The organism is Pantoea sp. CTOTU50773 (assembly GCF_032082325.1).
GTDB lineage: Bacteria > Pseudomonadota > Gammaproteobacteria > Enterobacterales > Enterobacteriaceae > Pantoea > Pantoea communis.
On sequence record NZ_DAMDQC010000029.1, the window covers coordinates 17,887 to 37,530 of the forward strand.

The window sequence follows — 19,644 nt, forward strand, 5'->3', positions numbered from 1 at the left end:
TGATTAACGCCGCGACAGCGCCAGCTTCGCGGCGAAACCGATAAACACGCAGCCGGTCAAACGATCCATCACTTTCAGCACCGTTGGACGACGCAGATGCGCCGCGAAGTACTGGCTGCCGCCAATCAGCACCGCATTCCACACTAATCCAATCAGCATGTGGGTTAACGCCATCAAGGTACACCACAGCGCCACTGACGCCCCGGCCGGAATAAACTGTGGCAGGAACGTGACATAAAACACACCGACTTTCGGATTTAACAGATTGCCGAATAATCCTCGCGAGAAGCAGGCGAAATAGCTCTGCTCTTTACCCTGCACACTCTGACTCTCTTCCGCCTGAGTGCGGGGATTCAGCAGCAGTTTGACGCCGAGATAGAGCAGATAGGCGGCGCCAACCCACTTCAGCAGGTTATACGCCATTTCGGAAGCCAGCAGCAGCGCGCCAAGACCCAGCCCCACTACTACGCCCCACACCAGACAACCCATGGTGACACCCAATGCGGTGGCTGATGCCCGTTTCCAGCCTTGCGCGGCTGCGGAACGCAGCACCAGCGCGGTATCAAAGCCTGGCGTTAACGTCAGAATAGTAATGGCAAAAAGAAATGAAAATATCAGTGTCATGGCGAGCTCCCTGTCAGTTCGCCGCTATCTTAACCTTGCCGCAACATCTTGACGATAGTTACCTTCCGTCAGTAATTGATAATAATTCTCAACTTGCCAGTAATGGTTAAATCTCCGTCATTTATCTGTGTCACTTTATCGTTAACGGCTTTTCTCACATCAAGGAGTTGTCGCTATGAGTAAATTCATTTTTTCTTCTCCGCGTAAGTATGTTCAGGGTGCAGGTGTGCTGGATGAATTGGGGACCTATGTGGCCGAGCTGGGCCAGCATGCATTTTTGGTCGCCGATGACATCGTCTGGAAACTGATTGGTGAACGCACACAGAAAACGTTAAAAGCGGCGGGCATTGAGTTCAGCTGGCAGCAGTTTAACGGTGAAGCCTCCAGCAACGAGATCAATCGTTTAACGCAACTGGCGAAATCACAAGGCAGCAATGTGGTGGTGGGCCTTGGCGGCGGTAAAACGCTGGATACCGTAAAAGCGATTGCGGATGAGCTTAAGCAGCCGGTCGCCATAGTACCGACCGTGGCCTCGACGGATGCGCCCTGCAGCGCGCTATCCGTGATTTATTCCGACAGCGGCGTATTTGAGAGCTATCGCTTCTACAGCAAAAACCCGGATCTGGTGCTAGTTGATACCGCGGTTTGTGCCGGTGCGCCAGCCCGCTTGTTCGCCTCCGGCATTGCCGATGGTCTGGCCACCTGGGTGGAGGCACAGGCCGTGCTGCGCTCGCATGCCAAATCGATGGTCAACGGCGATCCAACCATTGCAGGCACCGCCATTGCGCGTGCTTGTGAAGAGACACTCCTGACATGGGGCTACAGTGCTTACACGGCGGTGAGTGAGAAGCGCGTGACGCCTGCCGTCGAAGCCGTGGTGGAAGCCAATACCCTGCTTTCAGGACTCGGATTCGAGAATGCCGGGTTGGCGGGTGCGCACGCCATTCATAATGGCTTTACCGCGATTGATGGCGATATCCATCATCTGACGCACGGCGAGAAAGTCGCTTACGGCACGCTGACGCAAATGGTGCTGGAGCAGCGTCCGGATGAGGAGATTGCGCGCTATATCCGCTTCTACCGCTCAATCAAGATGCCGACCACGTTGAAAGAGCTGCATCTGGAGAATGAATCCTGGGAGAATCTGCTGCGCGTCGGGGCGCTGGCAAACAGCGAGGGGGATACATTGAAAAACCTCAACCCGAACTTGTCGCCAGAAGACATTGCCAACGCGATTGTCGCAGTGGATGCCTTCAGTAAAACCGTGCAGTAAAAGAGGTTGGGCGCACCACGGTGCGCCCGGACCAACCGCGTTTACTCCCCGTCATCCGCTACGGCTGGCGGGCGATCCCAGTACTGATATTTGTACGCAGAACTCAGGTGGCGCTCGATGGTGCCTTTAGCAAACACCTCGGTTTCATGCAGATAACTTAGCGTACAGTTGCCCACCTCATCCCATAACTGACACTCGTCAACTGAACTTAAGGTACTGACAGGCGTGGTAGCGAAGCCATTAAGCCGCAGCTCTCGCCACTGCTTATCATAACTATAGGTGTCTTTACCGCGTGCACTGGACGATGAGGTGACCAGCCCTTGTGGATTCCAGCGCCAGGTGCTCTCTCCGTTGGTCATCACATCACTGCCGCGCGCGACGCTTTTCTCCAGACGAAAATGTTTGTCGTAGCGGTAAGTGGTATCGGTGAAGCCATCCTTGCCCATGCTGGTAAATTTGTCGGAAGAACTGATGATGTTGCCATGTTGACCCATTTGCCAGCTGATGGTGCCCTGACGGTTATCCACCACTTCCTCTTTGCCCGCTTTTACCACTTTGACCAGGTAGGCATACTCCGCCACCCAACCTCGCTGCACGCGGGCGATGTGCTGTTCCATGGTCAGCACCACGTTGCCTTCGTTCTTGTCATACGTAATGTCGGCAACCATCAAATCCCCGCACTGATCGAACTGCCCCAGCACGCGTTTTTGCGAATCGACATCTTTACCAAACTCACCGGCTACGACCTGACGTACCGCGCCTTTGGCATCACCACCCAGCATGATCCAGTTGTTGCTGCTGGTAATATTTTTGCTCAGAGGCGGACAGGCAGTGCTCACCGCCAGCGCTGAACCAGACAAGGGAAACAACAGCACTAAAACAGCACAAGAGTAGGATTTCATGAATGTTATCCGCGCTAAGCCATAAAGTAATCAAAGCATCTTTTTTAACAATGCGCTATCAACGGCTGTACAGCAGACAAAAAGAACCCCAGCAAAACTCACTGGGGTTTGGTACTTGCAAACATCACGTCAGAGTTTTGGCGTGCTGCGCGGCAAAAGGGGTGCGAACTCAGGCGACACGAACTGCGGTCATTTCCAGCATGCTTTTCATCGCTTCGACCACATCGCCGTCGACACAAGTTCGGCTGAATTCGTCGACTTCTGCTTCGGAGCACATGGAGACACCGGCTTTACGGTAGCGCATCGGCGAAGCAACCAGTCGGCTGGCGGAGCTGTGAACTTCCTGCAGACCACTATCGATAAATTTCTGCAAATTGCTCAAACGAACACCCGCACCGGCCATAATAATTGGACCCGTGCTCAGTTCATTTAGTTCCCGCAACAATGCAATTCCAGTTTCTGCGCTCTGCTGCTGGCCGGAAGTCAAAATACGCGCAACGCCTAAATCCGTCAGTACGTCCAGCGAACGTTTGGGGCTGTGGCACAAATCAAAAGCGCGGTGGAAGGTCACCGCCATGCCATCACTGAGCGCCATGATCTGCCGCATGCGCGCAATATCAACATGGGCATCTTCATCCAGCATGCCGATCACCACGCCAGGGAAACCGAGTTCACGCATCAGTGCAACATCGGATTTCATCACCTCAAATTCCTGTGCGGTGTAACAAAAATCGCCGCCACGCGGGCGAACAATCGGGTGAACCGGTATGGACAGTTCACGTTGTGCGGCTTCCAGCACGCCAGCTGACGGCGTCAGCCCGCCTTCGCGTGGGGCACTGCACAGTTCCACGCGATCGGCACCGGACTGCTGTGCAGTCATTGCACAGTCGATGCCGTAGCAACAAATTTCCAGTTTCGTCATAGCTTGCTCCTTTTCATGACTTCTGGCTCGAGAGGATGGCTTGAGTTAGTCTGCTTAATTGGACAGTTTACGTGGAAACCTCACTATGGCATTCGATTTTGATCAATGGATAGACCGTCGTCACAGCGATAGTTTGAAGTGGCACAAATATGGCGATCGTGATGTGCTGCCTTTATGGGTTGCAGACACGGATTTTCGCTCGCCGCCCTGCATTATTGAGGCCATTAAAAAACGCGCCGATCACGGTGTTTTTGGCTATGGCGGCACACCCACAGGATTGATTGATATCACTGTTTCCCGCCTGGCGCAGCGCTACCACTGGCATATTCAGCCGGAATGGATCGTTATGCTGCCTGGCGTCGTCAGTGGTCTGAACCTTTCGGTCCGCGCGTTTACCGAGGCTGGGCAACGCACAGTCGCGCCAACGCCGATTTATCCACCGTTCCGCGCGGCCTCAAAACTCGCCGAGCGTGAACAGATCAACTTGCCGCTGCATTTACAGCATGGCCGCTGGGTCGTCGATCTCGATACGGCTGCGATGCAGGGCAATGAACGCCTGCTGATGCTGTGCAATCCGCAAAACCCCGGCGGCACCGTGTATCGTCGCGAGGAACTGGAGGCGCAACTGGCGTTTGCTCAGCAACACGATTTAATCGTTTGTTCTGATGAAATTCACTGTGATTTGATTTTGTCGCCCGATGCCCGCCATATTCCTTTTGCAGCATTGAGTGATGATGCTGCACAGCGCAGCATTACGCTGATATCGCCCTCGAAAACCTTCAACATCGCTGGTCTCGGCGCATCAATGGCGATTATCCCCAACCCTGAATTACGCAAACGGTTTAAACAGGTACGCGAAGGTATTGTGCCAGGGGTCGATATTCTCGCACTGGTGGCAGCAGAAGCAGCCTGGCGTGAAGGTGATGCATGGCTGGAGGCGCAAATCCAATACCTGCGGGCGAATCGCGACTGGCTGGTGGCGCAGGTGAATGCACTCCCCGAATTGCACATGAATTCGCCCGAAGCGACCTATCTTGGCTGGATTGATGCCAGCCAGCTGGATGTGGCCAGCCCCGCGCTCTATTTTGAAAAACACGGCCTCGGTTTTTCACCCGGCCGCGATTTTGGTGATGACAACTTCGTGCGCTTTAACTTCGGCTGTACTCGCGTCTTACTGGAACAGGCGGTGAGCCGATTGCATAGCGCAGTCATGGCACGGCGTTAGCCTTGTTCACTGGCGACAATGTCTTCCAGTCGCCAGGGATGAAACTTGATGGTGGTTTGCCCGTCCGTCACCGCCAGTGTCGGGTTGGGCAAACGCTCATGCTCACCTTTTGGCGCGCTGGTTTTGAACGAAATGCCGGGTTGCGTCAGTGCATGATCGGAGAGCAATGCCATCGCGCGCACACCCAATGTTTCGGGCTCACCGCGCAACACGATTTCCACATGTTCCCAGCCTTCATGGCGATACAATTTCTCACCCGGCCAGGGTAACTCAATCACATCGACCTGCCATCCAGCGATCGTTAACGGCTGATGCAATTTGAACAAGCAGATTGGGCGTCCGTTGATCATGGCTTCGGAAAACTGACTGCCCATCTGCTGCAATCCCGCCTTCCAGCGCTCCGCCGTGGCGAACTGATGGCAGCGCACCGCCAGGTGATCGGCCTCATGTTCGGATAACCGCAGCCCTAATCTTTCAGCAAATTGCTGCAAGGAGTGCTCAAATCGAGCCAGGTCTTGTTCTAAATCACTCAGTTCAGCAGGAAAATTCATCTCAATACTCCAGACACATCAATATCAATTCAATTATTTTAATCAATTTAAAAACAGCAGCGCTTCAGAATCCGCTTGACAAAATCGTCGGATTCCTCCGATTTCATCATGAAAAAGACCTGAAACCGCATAAATAGGCCCTCTCTTTAGGATTATTCGCCTAAATAGGTCCAGCGGTTACTTTATGAAAACACCTTAAATCACTGTTAATATTAACGATAATTAATACAATGAGATAAGTCTTATTTCAGTTGCAAACAATTGCAGCTTGATACCCTTTCTTATAAATTTGTGTTTCACAACTACAAGGAATGGCTCTATGTCTATGCTCATTGTTGTCGCGGTCCTGATTGCATTGATGGGATTTGCAATTTCCCGCCACTGGAAGGTGCGTGAAGACAAAAGCGTTAAAAATCCTCGTCGTCACCCGCGTCGCCGTTAATCGGCGCGCGGGTTGCTGTTACCCGCCATTGCGCATGCTAAAAGCTGACGCACTTTAACATTTCACGTATACTTCCCCTCTTATTTTTCCGTCCCGCCGCGCTGTTGCGGGATGAAGGCACCGGCTCGCCGCCACTGGCGGGCCTTTTCAGCATATGAAGGTAACGCGGTGAATATTCAGGCTCTTCTATCCGATAAAGTCGGTCAGGCAATGGTAGCGGCGGGTGCGCCAGCAGATTGTGAACCTCAGGTTCGTCAGTCGGCTAAAGTGCAGTTCGGCGATTATCAGGCGAACGGTATCATGGCTGTGGCGAAAAAGCTCGGTCAGGCTCCGCGCCAGCTGGCTGAACAGGTGATTCAGCATCTGGATCTCGCCGGCATCGCCAGCAAAGTCGAAATCGCCGGCCCCGGCTTCATTAATATCTTCCTCGATCGCAACTGGTTGGCTACCCAGGCCGCGCAGGCCCTGCAATTGCCGCGCCTTGGCGTCAGCAGCCTCAAGCCACAAACCGTTGTCATTGACTACTCGGCACCCAACGTCGCCAAGCAGATGCACGTCGGTCACGTCCGTTCCACTATCATCGGTGACGCTGCGGTACGCACGCTGGAATTTCTCGGCCACAACGTGATCCGCGCCAACCACGTCGGCGATTGGGGTACTCAGTTCGGTATGCTGATTGCCTATCTGGAAAAGCAACAGAATGAGCACCACGAAGATATCGCGCTGGCGGATCTGGAAGAGTTCTACCGGGAAGCCAAGGTCACCTATGATGCGGACGAAGCCTTCGCCGAACGCGCCCGTGGTTATGTGGTGAAACTGCAAGGCGGCGACGAATATTGCCGTGCAATGTGGAAAAAACTGGTGGATATCACCATGAGCCAGAATCAGGAAGTCTATGACCGCCTGAACGTGACGCTGACGCGTAAAGATGTGATGGGTGAAAGCCTGTACAACGATATGTTGCCTGGCATCGTAAGCGATTTGCGTGAAAAAGGGCTGGCCGTAACCAGCGAAGGCGCAACCGTGGTGTTCCTTGATGAGTTCAAAAACAAGGAAGGCGAAGCGATGGGCGTGATCATCCAGAAAAAGGATGGCGGCTACCTCTACACCACCACCGATATCGCCTGCGCCAAATACCGCTATGAGACGTTGCATGCCGACCGCGTGCTTTACTACATCGATTCGCGCCAGCATCAACATCTGCAACAGGCGTGGACCATTGTGCGTAAAGCCGGATACGTGCCCGAGTCTGTGCCGTTGGAGCACCATGCGTTTGGCATGATGCTGGGCAAAGATGGCCGTCCATTTAAAACCCGTAGCGGTGGCACCATTAAGCTGGCCGATCTGCTGGATGAAGCCGTTGAGCGTGCGCATGCGCTGGTCAGCGAGAAAAACCCGGAAATGTCAGCGCAGGAGCTGAAAGATCTGGCGGAAGTGGTGGGTATCGGCGCGGTGAAATATGCCGATCTGTCAAAAAGCCGCACCACCGATTACATCTTCGACTGGGATAACATGCTGGCGTTTGAGGGCAACACTGCACCATACATGCAATATGCCTACACGCGCGTGCTTTCTGTGTTCCGTAAAGCCGGCATTGAAGCTGACAGCCTGAGCGGCGACATCGTGCTGACCGAAGAGCGTGAAGCGCAACTGGCAACTCGCCTGTTGCAGTTTGAAGAAGTGATCACCCAGGTTGCGCGTGATGGCACGCCGCATGTGATGTGTGCTTACCTGTACGATCTGGCAGGCCTGTTCTCAGGCTTCTACGAGCACTGTCCAATCCTCTCCGCCGAGGATGAGCAGGTGCGTAACAGCCGTCTGCAACTGGCTGCATTGACCGCTAAAACGCTGAAACAAGGTCTGGATACGCTGGGTATCAAAACCGTCGAGCGTATGTAGTAACAAAAAACCCGCCTCGGCGGGTTTTTTATTGGCTATTGGTAATTCACCGTCACTTCACTGCTCACCACTCGCAATCCCGGCGGTAACGCGCCCTTCCCCTGAAAACCGAACGCCAGATGCAGCGTCTCGTCAGCCGGAATATTCGCCAGGCTACGCGTTGAACCACTGCCGCCCTCAATCTCTACGCAACGCTGAGTCGCACACAAACGCACGATCAGCCCCGAGGGGGCTGGACGGCTCAACTGGTAACGCCAGTTCACCACCGTAATAGTGCCCACTGCGGGCGAAGGTGCTTTTAAAGCTGGCGTCGTGTGCCAGTTGCCGCGCACGCCGAGGCTCGGACCACTGGCACTGTCATGCCAGGAGCCTGCTGCATCCACATAGAGCGGTAGCGCCATCATCGGCAACATCATTAGAGTCCAACACCAACGGCGCATCGGTTATTTGCCCCCAATGGTGGCGGTCATACGGATCTGGCGATTGTCGGTCAGCTCCATATTTGACAGCACCACCAACTGTGGCAGATTGCGGCGCAGGAAGCGCGCCAGCAAGGCACGCAGCGGATGGTTCACCAGCAGCACTGGTGGTGCACCCGTCATCTCTTGCTGTTGCAATGCACCCTGCGTCTGCACTAACAGACGATCGGCCAGGCCGGGCTCTAACCCCCCACCGCCCTGTAACGCTTGCAGCAGCAGACGCTCTAAGGTGGCATCCAGTCCAATCACCTGCACTTCACCGTTACCTGGGAACCACTGCTGAGTAATCGCACGGCCCAGCCCCACACGTACCACGCTGGTCAGCTCTTGTGGATCGGTCTGGACCGGCGCATGTTCCGCCAGGGTTTCGATGATGGTGCGCATATCGCGGATCGAAACACGCTCAATTAACAGGTTCTGCAGCACTTTGTGCAGGGTGGTCAGGGTGATAACGCCCGGCACCAGATCTTCCGTCAGCTTCGGCATCTCCTGGGTCACGCGATCCAGCAGCTGTTGCGCTTCCTGACGACCAAACAGTTCACTGGCGTATTGACCAATCAGGTGGTTAAGATGCGTTGCCACCACGGTACTGGCTTCTACCACGGTAAAGCCCTGAATCTGCGCCTGCTCTTTCAGCGCACTATCGATCCAGATTGCCGCTAAACCGAAGGCAGGATCGACGGTCGGTTCACCCGGCAAAGAACCGGCTGCAGTACCAGGGTTGATCGCCATCCAGCGCCCAGGATAGGCATCACCGCTGCCAATTTCCACGCCTTTCATCAGGATGCGGTAACGCGCAGGCGGCAACTCCATGTTGTCACGGATGTGCACCACCGGCGGCAGGAAGCCCACCTCCTGTGCGACTTTTTTACGGATACTGCGGATGCGACCCAGCAGCTCACCGTTTTGCAAATGGTCAACCATGGGAATCAGGCGATAACCCACTTCGAGACCCAGCGAATCTTCCAGCTGCACGTCTTTCCAGGAAGCTTCCACCGTGGCGGGTGTCTCCTGCGTTTTGACCAGACTAGAAGGTTCAGAGGTAGTCTTCGGTTTCATCTCTCGACCGCGCAGCCACCAGGCCAGACCGAGCAACGCGGCGGTAAACAGCAGGAAGACAAAGTTGGGCATACCCGGCACCAGGCCGAGCAGACCGATAACACCACCACTCAGCATCAACACGCGCGGATTGCTAAACAGCTGGGAGACCATCTGATCGCCCACATCCTGATCGGTGCTGACGCGCGTCACGATAACACCCGCAGCGGTAGAGATGACCAGCGCCGGGATCTGTGCCACCAATCCATCACCGAGGGTCAGCAGTGTATAGGTTTCACCTGCGTGCCCCAGATCCATGCCGTGCTGCACTACGCCCACCAGCAGACCGCCGATTACGTTAATCACCATAATCAAAATACCGGCGATGGCGTCACCACGTACGAATTTACTCGCACCGTCCATTGAGCCGTAGAAATCGGCTTCCTGGGTCACTTCGCTACGACGACGTTTGGCTTCCTCTTCCCCGATTAAACCGGCGTTAAGGTCAGCATCGATCGCCATCTGCTTACCGGGCATCCCATCCAGCACAAAACGCGCGCCCACTTCGGCGATACGTCCGGCACCTTTGGTGATAACCATAAAGTTGATGATAACGAGGATGATGAACACCACGATACCGATGGCAAAGTTACCGCCCACGAGGAAGTGGCCGAAAGCTTCAACCACGCGTCCGGCGGCATCGGCACCCGTATGGCCCTCGAGCAGGATAATACGGGTTGAGGCAACGTTCAGCGCCAGGCGCAGCAACGTTGAGAACAGCAGAATGGTCGGGAATGCCGCGAATTCCAGCGTACGCTGGGTAAACATTGCCACCAACAACACCATGATCGATAAGGCAATGTTGAAGGTGAACAGCAGGTCGAGAATGAAGGCAGGTAACGGCAGCACCATCATCGACAGGATCAACATGATCAGTATCGGTCCAGCCAGCACCTTCCACTGCGTGTCTTTAAAGTTGCCCGGTAAACGCAGCTTTTCGGCCAGATTAGCCATCGTTTCTGTTCTCTCCTGCAAAGTCCATGTCTGCCGGAACCGGCAGCTGTTTTGGTTTAGTTGGGATCAAGCCACCTTCGCGTTTCCAGCGACGCAGTTGCCATACCCAGGCCAGCACTTCCGCCACGGCACCGTAAAGCGCGCCGGGGATGAACTGTCCAATTTCCGTGTGTCGATACAGCGCACGCGCCAGCGGCGGTGCTTCTAAAATCGGAATGCGATGTTCTTTTGCCAGCTCACGAATTTTTAGCGCAATATCCCCGACCCCTTTCGCAATCACCTTTGGCGCGCTCATCTTGCCTTCCTGATACTGCAACGCCACCGAGTAGTGCGTTGGGTTGGTGACGATAACGTCGGCTTTCGGTACATCTGCCATCATGCGACGACGGGCCGCCGCACGCATCGCCTGACGAATGCGCCCTTTGACGTGCGGGTCACCTTCGTTTTGTTTGTGTTCGTCGCGGATTTCCTGGCGGGACATTTTCAGCTTTTTGAAATGGCTGTAGAGCTGCCAGAACACGTCGAAACCGACCATGGGCACCAGGCCCAGCATGATCAACGCACAGCTAATGGCGATCATGGTTAAACCGTGATGGAGCGCGTTGGTGGGTGATTCACTGATTAACCGCAGCATCTCCTGCCAGTGCGACCAGATGTACCAGCCACCCACCAGACCCACCAGCACCGCCTTCAAAATGGCTTTTAGCAGTTCCGCCCAGGTCTGTGAGGAAACCATGCGTTTAAGACCACTCAACGGATTCAGCTTGTTGAAATCCAGCTTGATCGATTTACCGCTGATATTGATCCCACCCAGCAGCATCGGTGCAGCTATCGCCACAATCACCAGGCCTGCCATCAACGGCAGCAGCGCCATCACTGCCTGGCCGATCAGGTTGCTAATGTGGGCGATGATCATTTTGTCATCGGTCACCATGGCATGATCGAAACGAAAGCCAGTGGCCAACATGCTGGCCAGCTGTTCAGCCATCAGTTCGCCGCCGAGCCACAGGATCAGCAAGCCCGCCAGCAGCATCAGTACCGATGTCAGCTCGCGCGATCGCGGAATCTGCCCCTCTTCTCGCGCCTTCTCTAGTCGGTGCGCCGTGGGCGATTCTGTTTTGTCCTCGTCGCTCTCTTCAGCCACGACATACCTCAGCTGGCAGGAATTCTGAGCATAGGATGCCAAAACCCGCCAAGGCTAAAGCGTGGATTAAGGAGCGAAAATACGAGTTTATTTAGCCATAAGTGAAATTGCGACGTTACAGCATAAGCCCGCTCCTCATGCGCGTCCCACCGTTACGCACCAGGCTACTTTAGCCAATGAGGAGTAACTGAATGCCGCATGCTGCTTCTTATACGAACCTGAATAAGGAATAAAAAAGGCGTCCTCCCGCACGTGATGAAAACATGGGGCCGGACGCCTTTATCCAAAGCACTCACTTTATCGCTATTAACGAAGCAAATGCGCAATGTCTCTTTGCTATAGCAAAGCCTGTGCCAGATAATTATCACTTTAAATTCAATCTCTCAGCGAAGCTAACTTGCTAACCATCATTTACTTTGCACAGAGATGACGCAGAATAAGCACAAAACTTGTGCAACCCCCTCCTCCGGGTTATGGCTTTAGTGTTATTACCCATACCCTGAAGTTTGGCCAAAACACCGTAAGTGAAAAAGTATGAGTCTTAAGCAAAAGCTGTGCCGTACTGACTTTAGATAGGGCGGAAATGTGCACGGAAATTCCGAAAGTAAGAAAATTGTTTACCTGCGCAATCTTTTTTTAACCTTAAGGAAAGATTAAGAAGACTTACCAATGACAAGACATCTTTCTACGGCACTTCGGCTTTATCGCCTGCGTCACACACTTACACGACTAAATAAGTAAATTCAGCTTATCTATCACTAAAGGCAGAGGTTTTTTATCCCCCTGCTATGCGCTGTTTTCGCCCGTTAGCACGGGTTTTCTCGCTATGCAATGGATTGAATTCTCAAAAGTCTTAGGTAGACTGAGCACAGTACTATCTTTCTGTAATCTGACTGTTTTTTGATGGCTTTCCCGCTGCATACTCTGCCCGCCTTAAATGCGTGTGCCACATATTAATCTGCAGCTAATCTGATGAAATTTGAGGTTCATGGTGAATAAGAGTCTGTTGCTCACTCTGCTGGCAGTATTGACATTGGCGGGTTGTAAAGCGCCACCACCGCCGATGACTGATGACACCCTGGTCACCAGTGAGGTAAATGGCGTCAAGCTGGTTCACCGTCATGCGGTGGCAGCGCCAGGCGAATTCACGCCGGTTAATGAGAGTTTCCGCGCACTGTATGCGGCGTCGGTGATGACCACGCCAGATTATGGCGGCAAGGTCGTTCGTTATCTCGATAACGCTAAACCCTTTGAAGTACTAGGACGTGTCGAACACAGTTGGTTAGCCGTTGCCGATGAACCCAATGGACAGCTGATTGGTTACATCCCGCCGAAAGCCGGGGTTGAAAGTAGCCGTTATGACGCCACCCTGCGTAGCGACCGTCCACGTCCCCGCCGTACTAAACAGGTCTGCGTGGCCGTTGGCGGAGCCAGCAAGGCTTGCCGCACCAACGATACCGCGACCTGGATCCTAGACTGATAATGCAATATGGCGCAGATTGTCCACAGCAAGGTCGCACTCTGTGGACGCTCCCTAGCGCCATTGCCAGGAAAAAAGATATTTAATGACCCAGGATTCTGTTGTCCGCGATGGCATTGTCGCGGGCAACGATAACCTTTTGCTTAATGCCGCAGCACCGATATTGAATGCCGTTGTCCGTATACGGCAGGCTGCTACGCATGACGATCCCGCCGGTTTACGCCAGTTACTCATTGAAGAGATCCGCCAATTCGAACATCGCTGCAAGCTAGCCGGTTTGCCGTTTGAGATGATTATTGGTGCGCGCTACTGCTTATGCAGCGTACTGGATGAAGCCGCCGCACAAACTCCATGGGGTACGCGCGGTGTGTGGTCAGGGAACGGCATGCTGGTCACTTTCCATAATGAAAGCTGGGGCGGCGAAAAAGTGTTTCAGTTACTTTCCCGCGTCTCGCAACGCCCGCAGCAACACCTGTGGTTGCTGGAGCTGATTCATTACTGTCTGTTGCTGGGCTATGAAGGACGTTATCGCGGCAGCGATGCTGGCCGTGCACAGTGTGAAGGGATTCGTAAACGCCTCGCTCAACTGATCCAGGAAACGCGCCCGTCAACCACTAACCCGGCCGTGCCGCTGGTGGAAGTGCATCCCCTGGTCAGTCGCTTAACCCGTCCGATGGTGCCGCTATGGGCCTGCGCGATGTTAGCGGCCCTGATTGCCTGCCTGATTTACAGCGGCCTGAACTGGCGGCTGGGCAATGCGGCCGAGCCGCTGCTGCGCGCCATCTATCAAACACCGCTGCCACAAATTATGCCCGGCCGTCGCCCTACCTCACCGCAGGCATTGCTGGATTTGCATCAGCGTTTGAATGATGTGATCGCCGCCGGTCAACTTGAAGTCAGCGATGGTGCCTTTGGCAGTAAAGTGATCATTCCTGCCGATAAACTCTTCTCCCCTGACGGTACTGTGGTCAATCAGGTTGGTCGCGCGCTGTTGGCGCACGTTGCCAGCGCCATGAAAACCGTTAAAGGCACGGTACTGGTGTCGGTGTATACCGATAACAGCCCGGTGGATGGGCGTTTTGCCTCAAGCTATGAATTTTCCTTTGCGCGCGCACGCGCCGTGACCCAGTTGCTAAACCCGCAACTGGCGGAAGGGCACAGTGTGAAAGCGGAAGGCCGCGGCGACAGTAATCCGCTGCTGCCAAATGACAGCAATGAAAACCGCGCGCGCAACCGCCGTGTGGAGATCACCCTGTTTGCCGCACCGGAAACCCTTGGCAATCATCCAGGAGGTGAGTGATGCGCGCATCGCTGCAACATCTGTTAACCCACCGCCTGCTGTGGAGCCTGATTGGTGTCACTGCCTTAAGCTGTGTGCTGTGGATGCTCGGCCCGCTGTGGAGTTGGGGAGACACCCGCCCCCTTGAGCCGGTGTTTCCTCGTCAACTGCTGGTCGGTTTGCTGTTCTTCTGCTGGGTGCTGTTCCAGTTTATCCCGGCGATCTGGCGCGGCTGGTTTAACAGTAAACTCCTCAACCGTTTGCAGGAGATGAGTCACGAAGAGCTGTCCGATCGTCAGGCCACTGATACGCTGCTGGCTCAGCGCTTCAGTGAAGCAGCGCTGCGCCTGAAACGCACACAGTTTGGTCGACGTCATCAACAGAACTGGCTGGCCCGCTTTCAGAGCCACTATCTCTACCAGCTGCCCTGGTATGTGATGATTGGGGCGCCCGGCGCGGGCAAAACCACCGCCCTGCTCAATGCCGGACTGGAGTTTCCACTGACCGATAGCCTTGGCAAAGCGGCGATTCGCGGCGTCGGCGGTACGCGTCACTGCGACTGGTGGTTTACCGACAGCGCGGTGTTGATCGATACCGCAGGGCGATATGCTCTTCAGGAGAGCCAGCGTGTACGCGACGGCGCCGAGTGGCAGAGTTTTATTAACCTGCTGAAACGCTATCGCACCCGCCAGCCGATCAACGGCGTGATCATGACCATTAGCGTTGCCGATCTGCTCACCGATTCCGCGGAAGCACGTCACGCACAGGCCAGCGCGTTACGTAGCCGCATGCAGGAGTTACACCAGCAAACTGGTATCCATTTCCCGGTGTATGTGATGGTGACCAAGACCGATCTGCTGAAAGGGTTTTTAAGCTTTAACGAAGGCCTGAGCAAACCGCAGCGCGACGCCATCTGGGGATTCACCTTCCCCTGGGAACCGGGTAAACCGCACAAAGATGACTGGCATAACAGTTTTAGCCAGCAATATCAGCGTTTGGAACAGCGCCTGCAGCAGCAACTGCCCACGGTGATGGCGAATGAACGCGATCTCACCCTGCGTGCTGACTGTTTCCTGTTCCCACAGGAGTTCAGCTCGTTAAGGCCGTTGCTGAATGAGTACCTGGATGTGGTGTTCTCGCGCCATGAGGATGAGATTGCCTGGTCAGCGCGCGGCTTATTCTTTACCAGCGGGACTCAGGAAGGCTTACCGTTTGATCGCATCATGGGCGAACTCAACCGTAAGCTTCAATTGCCACAGACCGGTGAAAGCAGCCGCGCCGCCTGGGAGAGCGTCACCCGTAATAACCCCATCCCCGGCGATAAAGGCCAGAGTTTCTTTATCCGCGACCTGCTGAGCGATCTGGTGTTCCGCGAAAGTGGCTTAGCGGGCAGTAACCGCCATTGGGAGTACCGCAACCGCCTGTTCCACTGGATTGGCTACGGTGCGCTCACTGGCGCATTGCTTTTGCTCTCCGGTTTATGGCTGGCCAGCTATGTCCAGAACCAGCAATATCTTAACCAGGTCGCCGAGCGTATTGAGCCAATGACTCGTCAGAGTCAGCAGGTGATTCATCAGCCAGCCGATAATATCTTTGATCTGCTACCCTTCTTAAATAACCTGGTGAAGCTGCCGTTGTCGGAGCGCTTTTCCCTCGACAATCCACCGCTTAGCATGCGCGTGGGTCTCTATCGTGGCAACCAGGTAAGCGATGCGGCATGGGTGCTTTATCAAAATGCGCTTAAGTCTCTACTGTTACCGCGCGTGGCCCAGCAAATCACCAATTTGCTGCGTGATGACCCCGGTAACGACAATGAATACAGCCGCAATGCGCTGCGTGCCTATCAGATGTTGTATCAACCGCGCAATTATGACGGCGAATTCCTGCGCGCCTGGCTGATGCAGAATCTTCAACGCAATCTGCCAGATGATGTCAGCGCCCGGGATTTGCAGCAGCTTGACTGGCATCTTAGCCAGCTTCTGGATCAGCAGATTCAGTCGTCGCCTTATGCGCGAGATAACGCACTAATGATGCGCAAGCTTGCAGAAAATCTGAAAATTGCCGGTGCGAATGGCAGTTCGCTGGCGATTGCACCACAGCGGGTTTCGCAGCGATTGACCGGACACAGTGAGTAATGGTGAGGTAACCATGGCGACGCACACCGCGCCAGGTTGGTACGGCAAATTACCGGCCACCGGCGATTTCCTGCGCCAGCGCCTGAGTGAGAATACCGTAACGCCCTGGAGCCATTGGTTTCAACAGGGGCTCATGCACTGGCATCAGCAACCCGATGCCTCCACTCAGCTGTTTCTGCGCGCACCTGTCTGGAATTTTGTTCTGCCGCTGTCGCCGCTACGTCAGCAGGTGCAGATGGGCTGCCTGCTGCCCTCGTGCGATCGCGTGGGGCGCAGCTGGCCGCTGTTGGCTTTGCGAAGTTTTCCGCTCAGCCACTGGCACAGCGCTCAGCTGGCCATGTCGGGCGACTGGTTTCAGGAGTTGGGCACGCTGCTACTGCGCGGCGTGCGTGACCGGCTGAACCCGGATGCGCTGGAGCAGCAGATGCAACGCGTCACGCCGCTGATGGTCCCGGATAATCAGCGCAGCGATATTATGGATGTGATTGGTTTTGATGATCTGCCCTGCACGCTGAGCTGGCGTGAAGTGGCGGATAAATTTGATCCCCAGCAGCATATTAGCTACTGGTGGAGTAATCGCAGTGACGGTTTTGCCCACGCCACACACAAACACAGTGGGCCGCTCACCGCGCAACTTTTTGCGTTACTGTTTAACCCGGCGGCAGGTGCACAGCCGGGACGCAACGGCCTCTATCCACCCATGTTTGAATGAGCCGCAGCGTTTTCCTTGTTAACAGGATGACTCATGCAATTTACCATTGTGCAGTGCAATACGGATGTGCCAGCAAAGACGGTTGCTTTTAAACCGCCTGGGGGAACCATTGGCCGCAGTCAGGATAACGATCTGGTACTGCCTGACGAATCGCGCGCCATTTCACGCTTGCAGGCGCTGGTGCATATCTCCGCGGAAGGTGAATGCCGCCTGACCAATCAGGGCAGCGTGACCTCGGTGGTATTGAACGGCGTGGCGCTACAGCGCGGTTCACAAGTGCAATTACAGCATGGTGATGCACTGCAAATCGGCGATTATGGCCTTGAGGTGCGCGATCCGGCCTGCCAGAGTACCCAGCATGATGACCCGCTCACGTTCTTCGCGGACAGCACTGCCGATCCTCTCGGTATGCAGCAGGCATTCGACAGGGTGCCGGAACCCACTGCGGCGCGTCCGGAGCGCCTGACTGACCCACGCCTGGGTATTGATCCACAAAGTGATGCCCCTTCGGCTCCCGCCACGTTGCCGCATGCAGATCAGGACAAGCTGCTGGCCGCGCTGCTGGAGGGCATGGGATTGAACAATGGCCATCACACGACGATCACCGAAGAGCAGATGCGCGTGACCGGCCGCATGCTGAGCCTGTTCTCGCAAGGCACTGTTGCCCTGCTCTCTTCCCGTTCGATCCTCAAGCGCGGCGTGAAAGCCGATATGACGATGATCCTCAATGAGGCCAACAATCCGTTTAAAATTTTGCCTTCGGGTAAGACGGTATTGATGCAGATTTATCAGAGCCAGATGCCCGGTTTTATGCCGCCAGAAGCGGCAGTGCGCGATGCACTGGTGGATTTGCAGGCGCATCAGCTGGGTATGATCGCTGGCATACGCGCGATCATCGCGGCGATGCTGCAATCCTTCAATCCGCAACGGCTGGAAGAGGAAGCACGTAAAGATGGCGTGTTGCCTAAGCTACCGTTTAACGGCGGGCGTAAAGCGGCCTTGTGGGATTACTTTTCACGCCACTACCAGCGCACTGCCGGTGAAATTGAAGATGACTTCCATACCCTGTTTGGTGAAGCGTTCCTGCATGCGTATGACATGGAAGTGAATCAATATAAAGATTCCCAGACTCGGACCGAAGACGCATGAAAATGATGTTTGCCAGCCGTTGCCAGCAGGGAATGCGCGATGAAAACCAGGATCGCACCGGAGCCGAGCTGGATGAGCACAAAGCCTGCTTTCTGGTTTGCGATGGCGTGGCCGGTTTGCCTGGCGGTGACAAAGCGGCGCAAATCGTGCGGGATACGCTGCTGACCCAGTTACACAACAGCCCGACGTTCACGCCCGAGAGCACTCGTGCAGCGATTGAGCACTGCCAGCAGGTGTTGCTTGAGGCGCAGGGAAAAAATCCGAAATATGCTCGCATGAGCACCACGCTGGCCGCGCTGTTTATTGACCGCGAGACACAGCGCGCATGGTGGGCGCATGCTGGTGACAGCCGGGTTTATCACTTCCGTCATGGGGTGTTGAGTCAAGTGACGCGTGACCATAGTCTGGCCCAGCAACTGCGCGAAGCAGGCTATGAAAATACCGGAATTAACAGTAATTTACTCTATAATGCGCTCGGCGTTGAGCCTGCACGTCCAGCCACCTTTAGTGAAGTGATTTCATTGACGGATGGCGATGCGTTTCTCGTCTGCACCGACGGGTTCTGGCTCAATCTGACCACTCACGAGATGGAACAAGCCCTGCGCATGGTCAATGCCTGCGAAGAGTGGCTGACTTTGATGGAACAAGCCGTTAACCGCAGTGTAAAAAGCGACAATCTCAGCGCTCTGGCCATCTGGATTGGCGAACCGCAGGAAGCGACGCTGCTTTATTCCCAGGCTGATGCGGCACGTTTTCTGCCGACACGTTATTGATCCCAAGGACCCTTATGAAAGTGTGGTTGCCGGGCTTAGCGACCCTGTTGCTGGCTCTAAATGCGCAAGCTGATGATTATCGTGTGGTCTATTCGCCGAGTCTGTCGCTTGAAGTCTATATCGATAATGTGGCCAGCAATTCACCCAACGACTGGTGCAAAGAGACCTTGCCGTTGCGTATTGTTTCCGGCAAAAGCACTGATTCCAGCATTCTGACCAGCTTCCTGCCGCGCGTTGGCACGCTGCTGGCGAATCAATGCGGCACGCTGGATGAAATCCCGTGGCAGATGACCAATAAAGACGGCAGCGTGCTGGCCAACGGCAGCGCAGCAAAATTACAGAACTGGCGACCCATCGTGATTAACGATGCGACCGCCAGTGCCAGTGCCAGCAATGCCGCCCCGCTGGATCTCTCACGCCCGGCAGACAGCACCCCATTGCAGCACTTTACCCTACCAGCGGGTTGTCATTTCCGCACCTCCTGGGACGAAAACGGCGACTCGCTATTTATTCCGGATAACCCGCAGCAGCACTGCTCCACGGATGGCTGGCTTGAAGGCCCTAGTGAATTAACGCTGATGAGTGGTGACAAAACCCGCTCGC

17 protein-coding genes and 1 pseudogene are annotated in these 19,644 nt (G+C 54.9%); 11 read left to right on the forward strand and 7 right to left on the reverse strand.

What is annotated here, in order from left to right; genetic code table 11:
* Positions 1-3 precede the first annotated feature (3 nt).
* Complete coding sequence (locus tag RT340_RS07020) at positions 4-624, reverse strand: LysE family translocator (RefSeq protein ID WP_313375000.1); 621 nt, start codon at positions 622-624, stop codon at positions 4-6.
* A gap of 175 nt (positions 625-799) precedes the next feature.
* Here RT340_RS07020 and RT340_RS07025 point away from each other — a divergent pair, with 175 nt between their 5' ends.
* The gene (locus tag RT340_RS07025; protein ID WP_160832824.1) at positions 800-1,897 is read left to right on the forward strand and encodes a glycerol dehydrogenase; all 1,098 of its coding nucleotides are present in this window, start codon (positions 800-802) and stop codon (positions 1,895-1,897) included.
* Positions 1,898-1,938: 41 nt separating this feature from the next.
* On the opposite strand, the gene RT340_RS07030 is transcribed toward RT340_RS07025, so the two are convergent.
* The gene (locus RT340_RS07030; protein WP_034828634.1) at positions 1,939-2,799 is read right to left on the reverse strand and encodes a hypothetical protein; all 861 of its coding nucleotides are present in this window, start codon (positions 2,797-2,799) and stop codon (positions 1,939-1,941) included.
* 169 nt (positions 2,800-2,968) lie between these two features.
* Positions 2,969-3,721, reverse strand: coding sequence for a copper homeostasis protein CutC (cutC, locus tag RT340_RS07035; RefSeq protein WP_160832822.1), 753 nt, complete (start codon positions 3,719-3,721; stop codon positions 2,969-2,971).
* Between the two features lie 85 nt (positions 3,722-3,806).
* Between cutC and RT340_RS07040 the strand changes: the two genes are divergently transcribed.
* Positions 3,807-4,946 carry a PatB family C-S lyase gene (locus tag RT340_RS07040; protein WP_313375003.1) on the forward strand — a complete coding sequence of 380 codons (1,140 nt, stop codon included), beginning with the start codon at positions 3,807-3,809 and terminating at the stop codon, positions 4,944-4,946.
* On the opposite strand, the gene RT340_RS07045 is transcribed toward RT340_RS07040, so the two are convergent.
* On the reverse strand, positions 4,943-5,497 hold the full coding sequence (locus tag RT340_RS07045) for a VOC family protein (RefSeq protein WP_337022417.1): 555 nt from the start codon (positions 5,495-5,497) through the stop codon (positions 4,943-4,945). The genes RT340_RS07040 and RT340_RS07045 overlap by 4 nt on opposite strands.
* A 319-nt stretch (positions 5,498-5,816) precedes the next feature.
* Here RT340_RS07045 and RT340_RS07050 point away from each other — a divergent pair, with 319 nt between their 5' ends.
* Both RT340_RS07050 and argS read left to right on the forward strand, forming a co-directional pair.
* Positions 5,817-5,939, forward strand: a complete 123-nt coding sequence (locus RT340_RS07050; RefSeq protein WP_007889544.1) for a hypothetical protein — start codon at positions 5,817-5,819, stop codon at positions 5,937-5,939.
* Between the two features lie 168 nt (positions 5,940-6,107).
* Positions 6,108-7,838, forward strand: coding sequence for an arginine--tRNA ligase (gene argS, locus RT340_RS07055; RefSeq protein WP_045832925.1), 1,731 nt, complete (start codon positions 6,108-6,110; stop codon positions 7,836-7,838).
* A gap of 35 nt (positions 7,839-7,873) precedes the next feature.
* Here argS and RT340_RS07060 read toward each other — a convergent pair whose 3' ends face one another.
* Genes RT340_RS07060 through flhB form a run of 3 tightly spaced genes read right to left on the reverse strand, consistent with a single transcriptional unit; the run spans position 7,874 to position 11,513 of the window.
* Positions 7,874-8,278, reverse strand: coding sequence for a flagellar protein FlhE (locus tag RT340_RS07060; protein ID WP_097116846.1), 405 nt, complete (start codon positions 8,276-8,278; stop codon positions 7,874-7,876).
* A 3-nt stretch (positions 8,279-8,281) separates the two neighbouring features.
* Complete coding sequence (gene flhA, locus RT340_RS07065) at positions 8,282-10,369, reverse strand: flagellar biosynthesis protein FlhA (RefSeq protein WP_313375008.1); 2,088 nt, start codon at positions 10,367-10,369, stop codon at positions 8,282-8,284.
* A complete protein-coding gene (gene flhB / locus RT340_RS07070) occupies positions 10,362-11,513 on the reverse strand; it encodes a flagellar biosynthesis protein FlhB (RefSeq protein WP_313375010.1) in 1,152 nt (383 codons plus the stop codon). The genes flhA and flhB overlap by 8 nt, the downstream gene beginning before the upstream one ends.
* A gap of 988 nt (positions 11,514-12,501) precedes the next feature.
* Between flhB and RT340_RS07075 the strand changes: the two genes are divergently transcribed.
* From RT340_RS07075 to RT340_RS07105, 7 genes and pseudogenes are all read left to right on the forward strand, one after another.
* The gene (locus RT340_RS07075; protein ID WP_176505716.1) at positions 12,502-12,993 is read left to right on the forward strand and encodes an SH3 domain-containing protein; all 492 of its coding nucleotides are present in this window, start codon (positions 12,502-12,504) and stop codon (positions 12,991-12,993) included.
* 85 nt (positions 12,994-13,078) lie between these two features.
* A complete protein-coding gene (gene icmH / locus RT340_RS07080; RefSeq protein WP_313375013.1) occupies positions 13,079-14,293 on the forward strand; it encodes a type IVB secretion system protein IcmH/DotU in 1,215 nt (404 codons plus the stop codon).
* Positions 14,293-16,407: a type VI secretion system membrane subunit TssM gene (tssM, locus tag RT340_RS07085; protein ID WP_313375015.1), complete on the forward strand. Its 2,115-nt coding sequence runs from the start codon at positions 14,293-14,295 to the stop codon at positions 16,405-16,407. Before icmH ends, tssM begins: the two co-directional genes overlap by 1 nt.
* Before the next feature lie 13 nt (positions 16,408-16,420).
* Positions 16,421-17,119, forward strand: a complete 699-nt coding sequence (gene tagF, locus RT340_RS07090) for a type VI secretion system-associated protein TagF (RefSeq protein WP_034828605.1) — start codon at positions 16,421-16,423, stop codon at positions 17,117-17,119.
* A 33-nt stretch (positions 17,120-17,152) separates the two neighbouring features.
* Positions 17,153-18,268 (forward strand): type VI secretion system-associated FHA domain protein TagH, encoded by a 1,116-nt coding sequence (gene tagH, locus RT340_RS07095; protein ID WP_313375018.1) that lies wholly within the window; start codon positions 17,153-17,155, stop codon positions 18,266-18,268.
* Entirely contained in the window at positions 18,265-19,041 is a 777-nt protein-coding gene (locus RT340_RS07100; protein ID WP_045816028.1) for a PP2C family protein-serine/threonine phosphatase, read from the forward strand. The genes tagH and RT340_RS07100 overlap by 4 nt, the downstream gene beginning before the upstream one ends.
* A 14-nt stretch (positions 19,042-19,055) precedes the next feature.
* Positions 19,056-19,644: pseudogene (locus tag RT340_RS07105) on the forward strand (hypothetical protein); the annotation flags it as partial.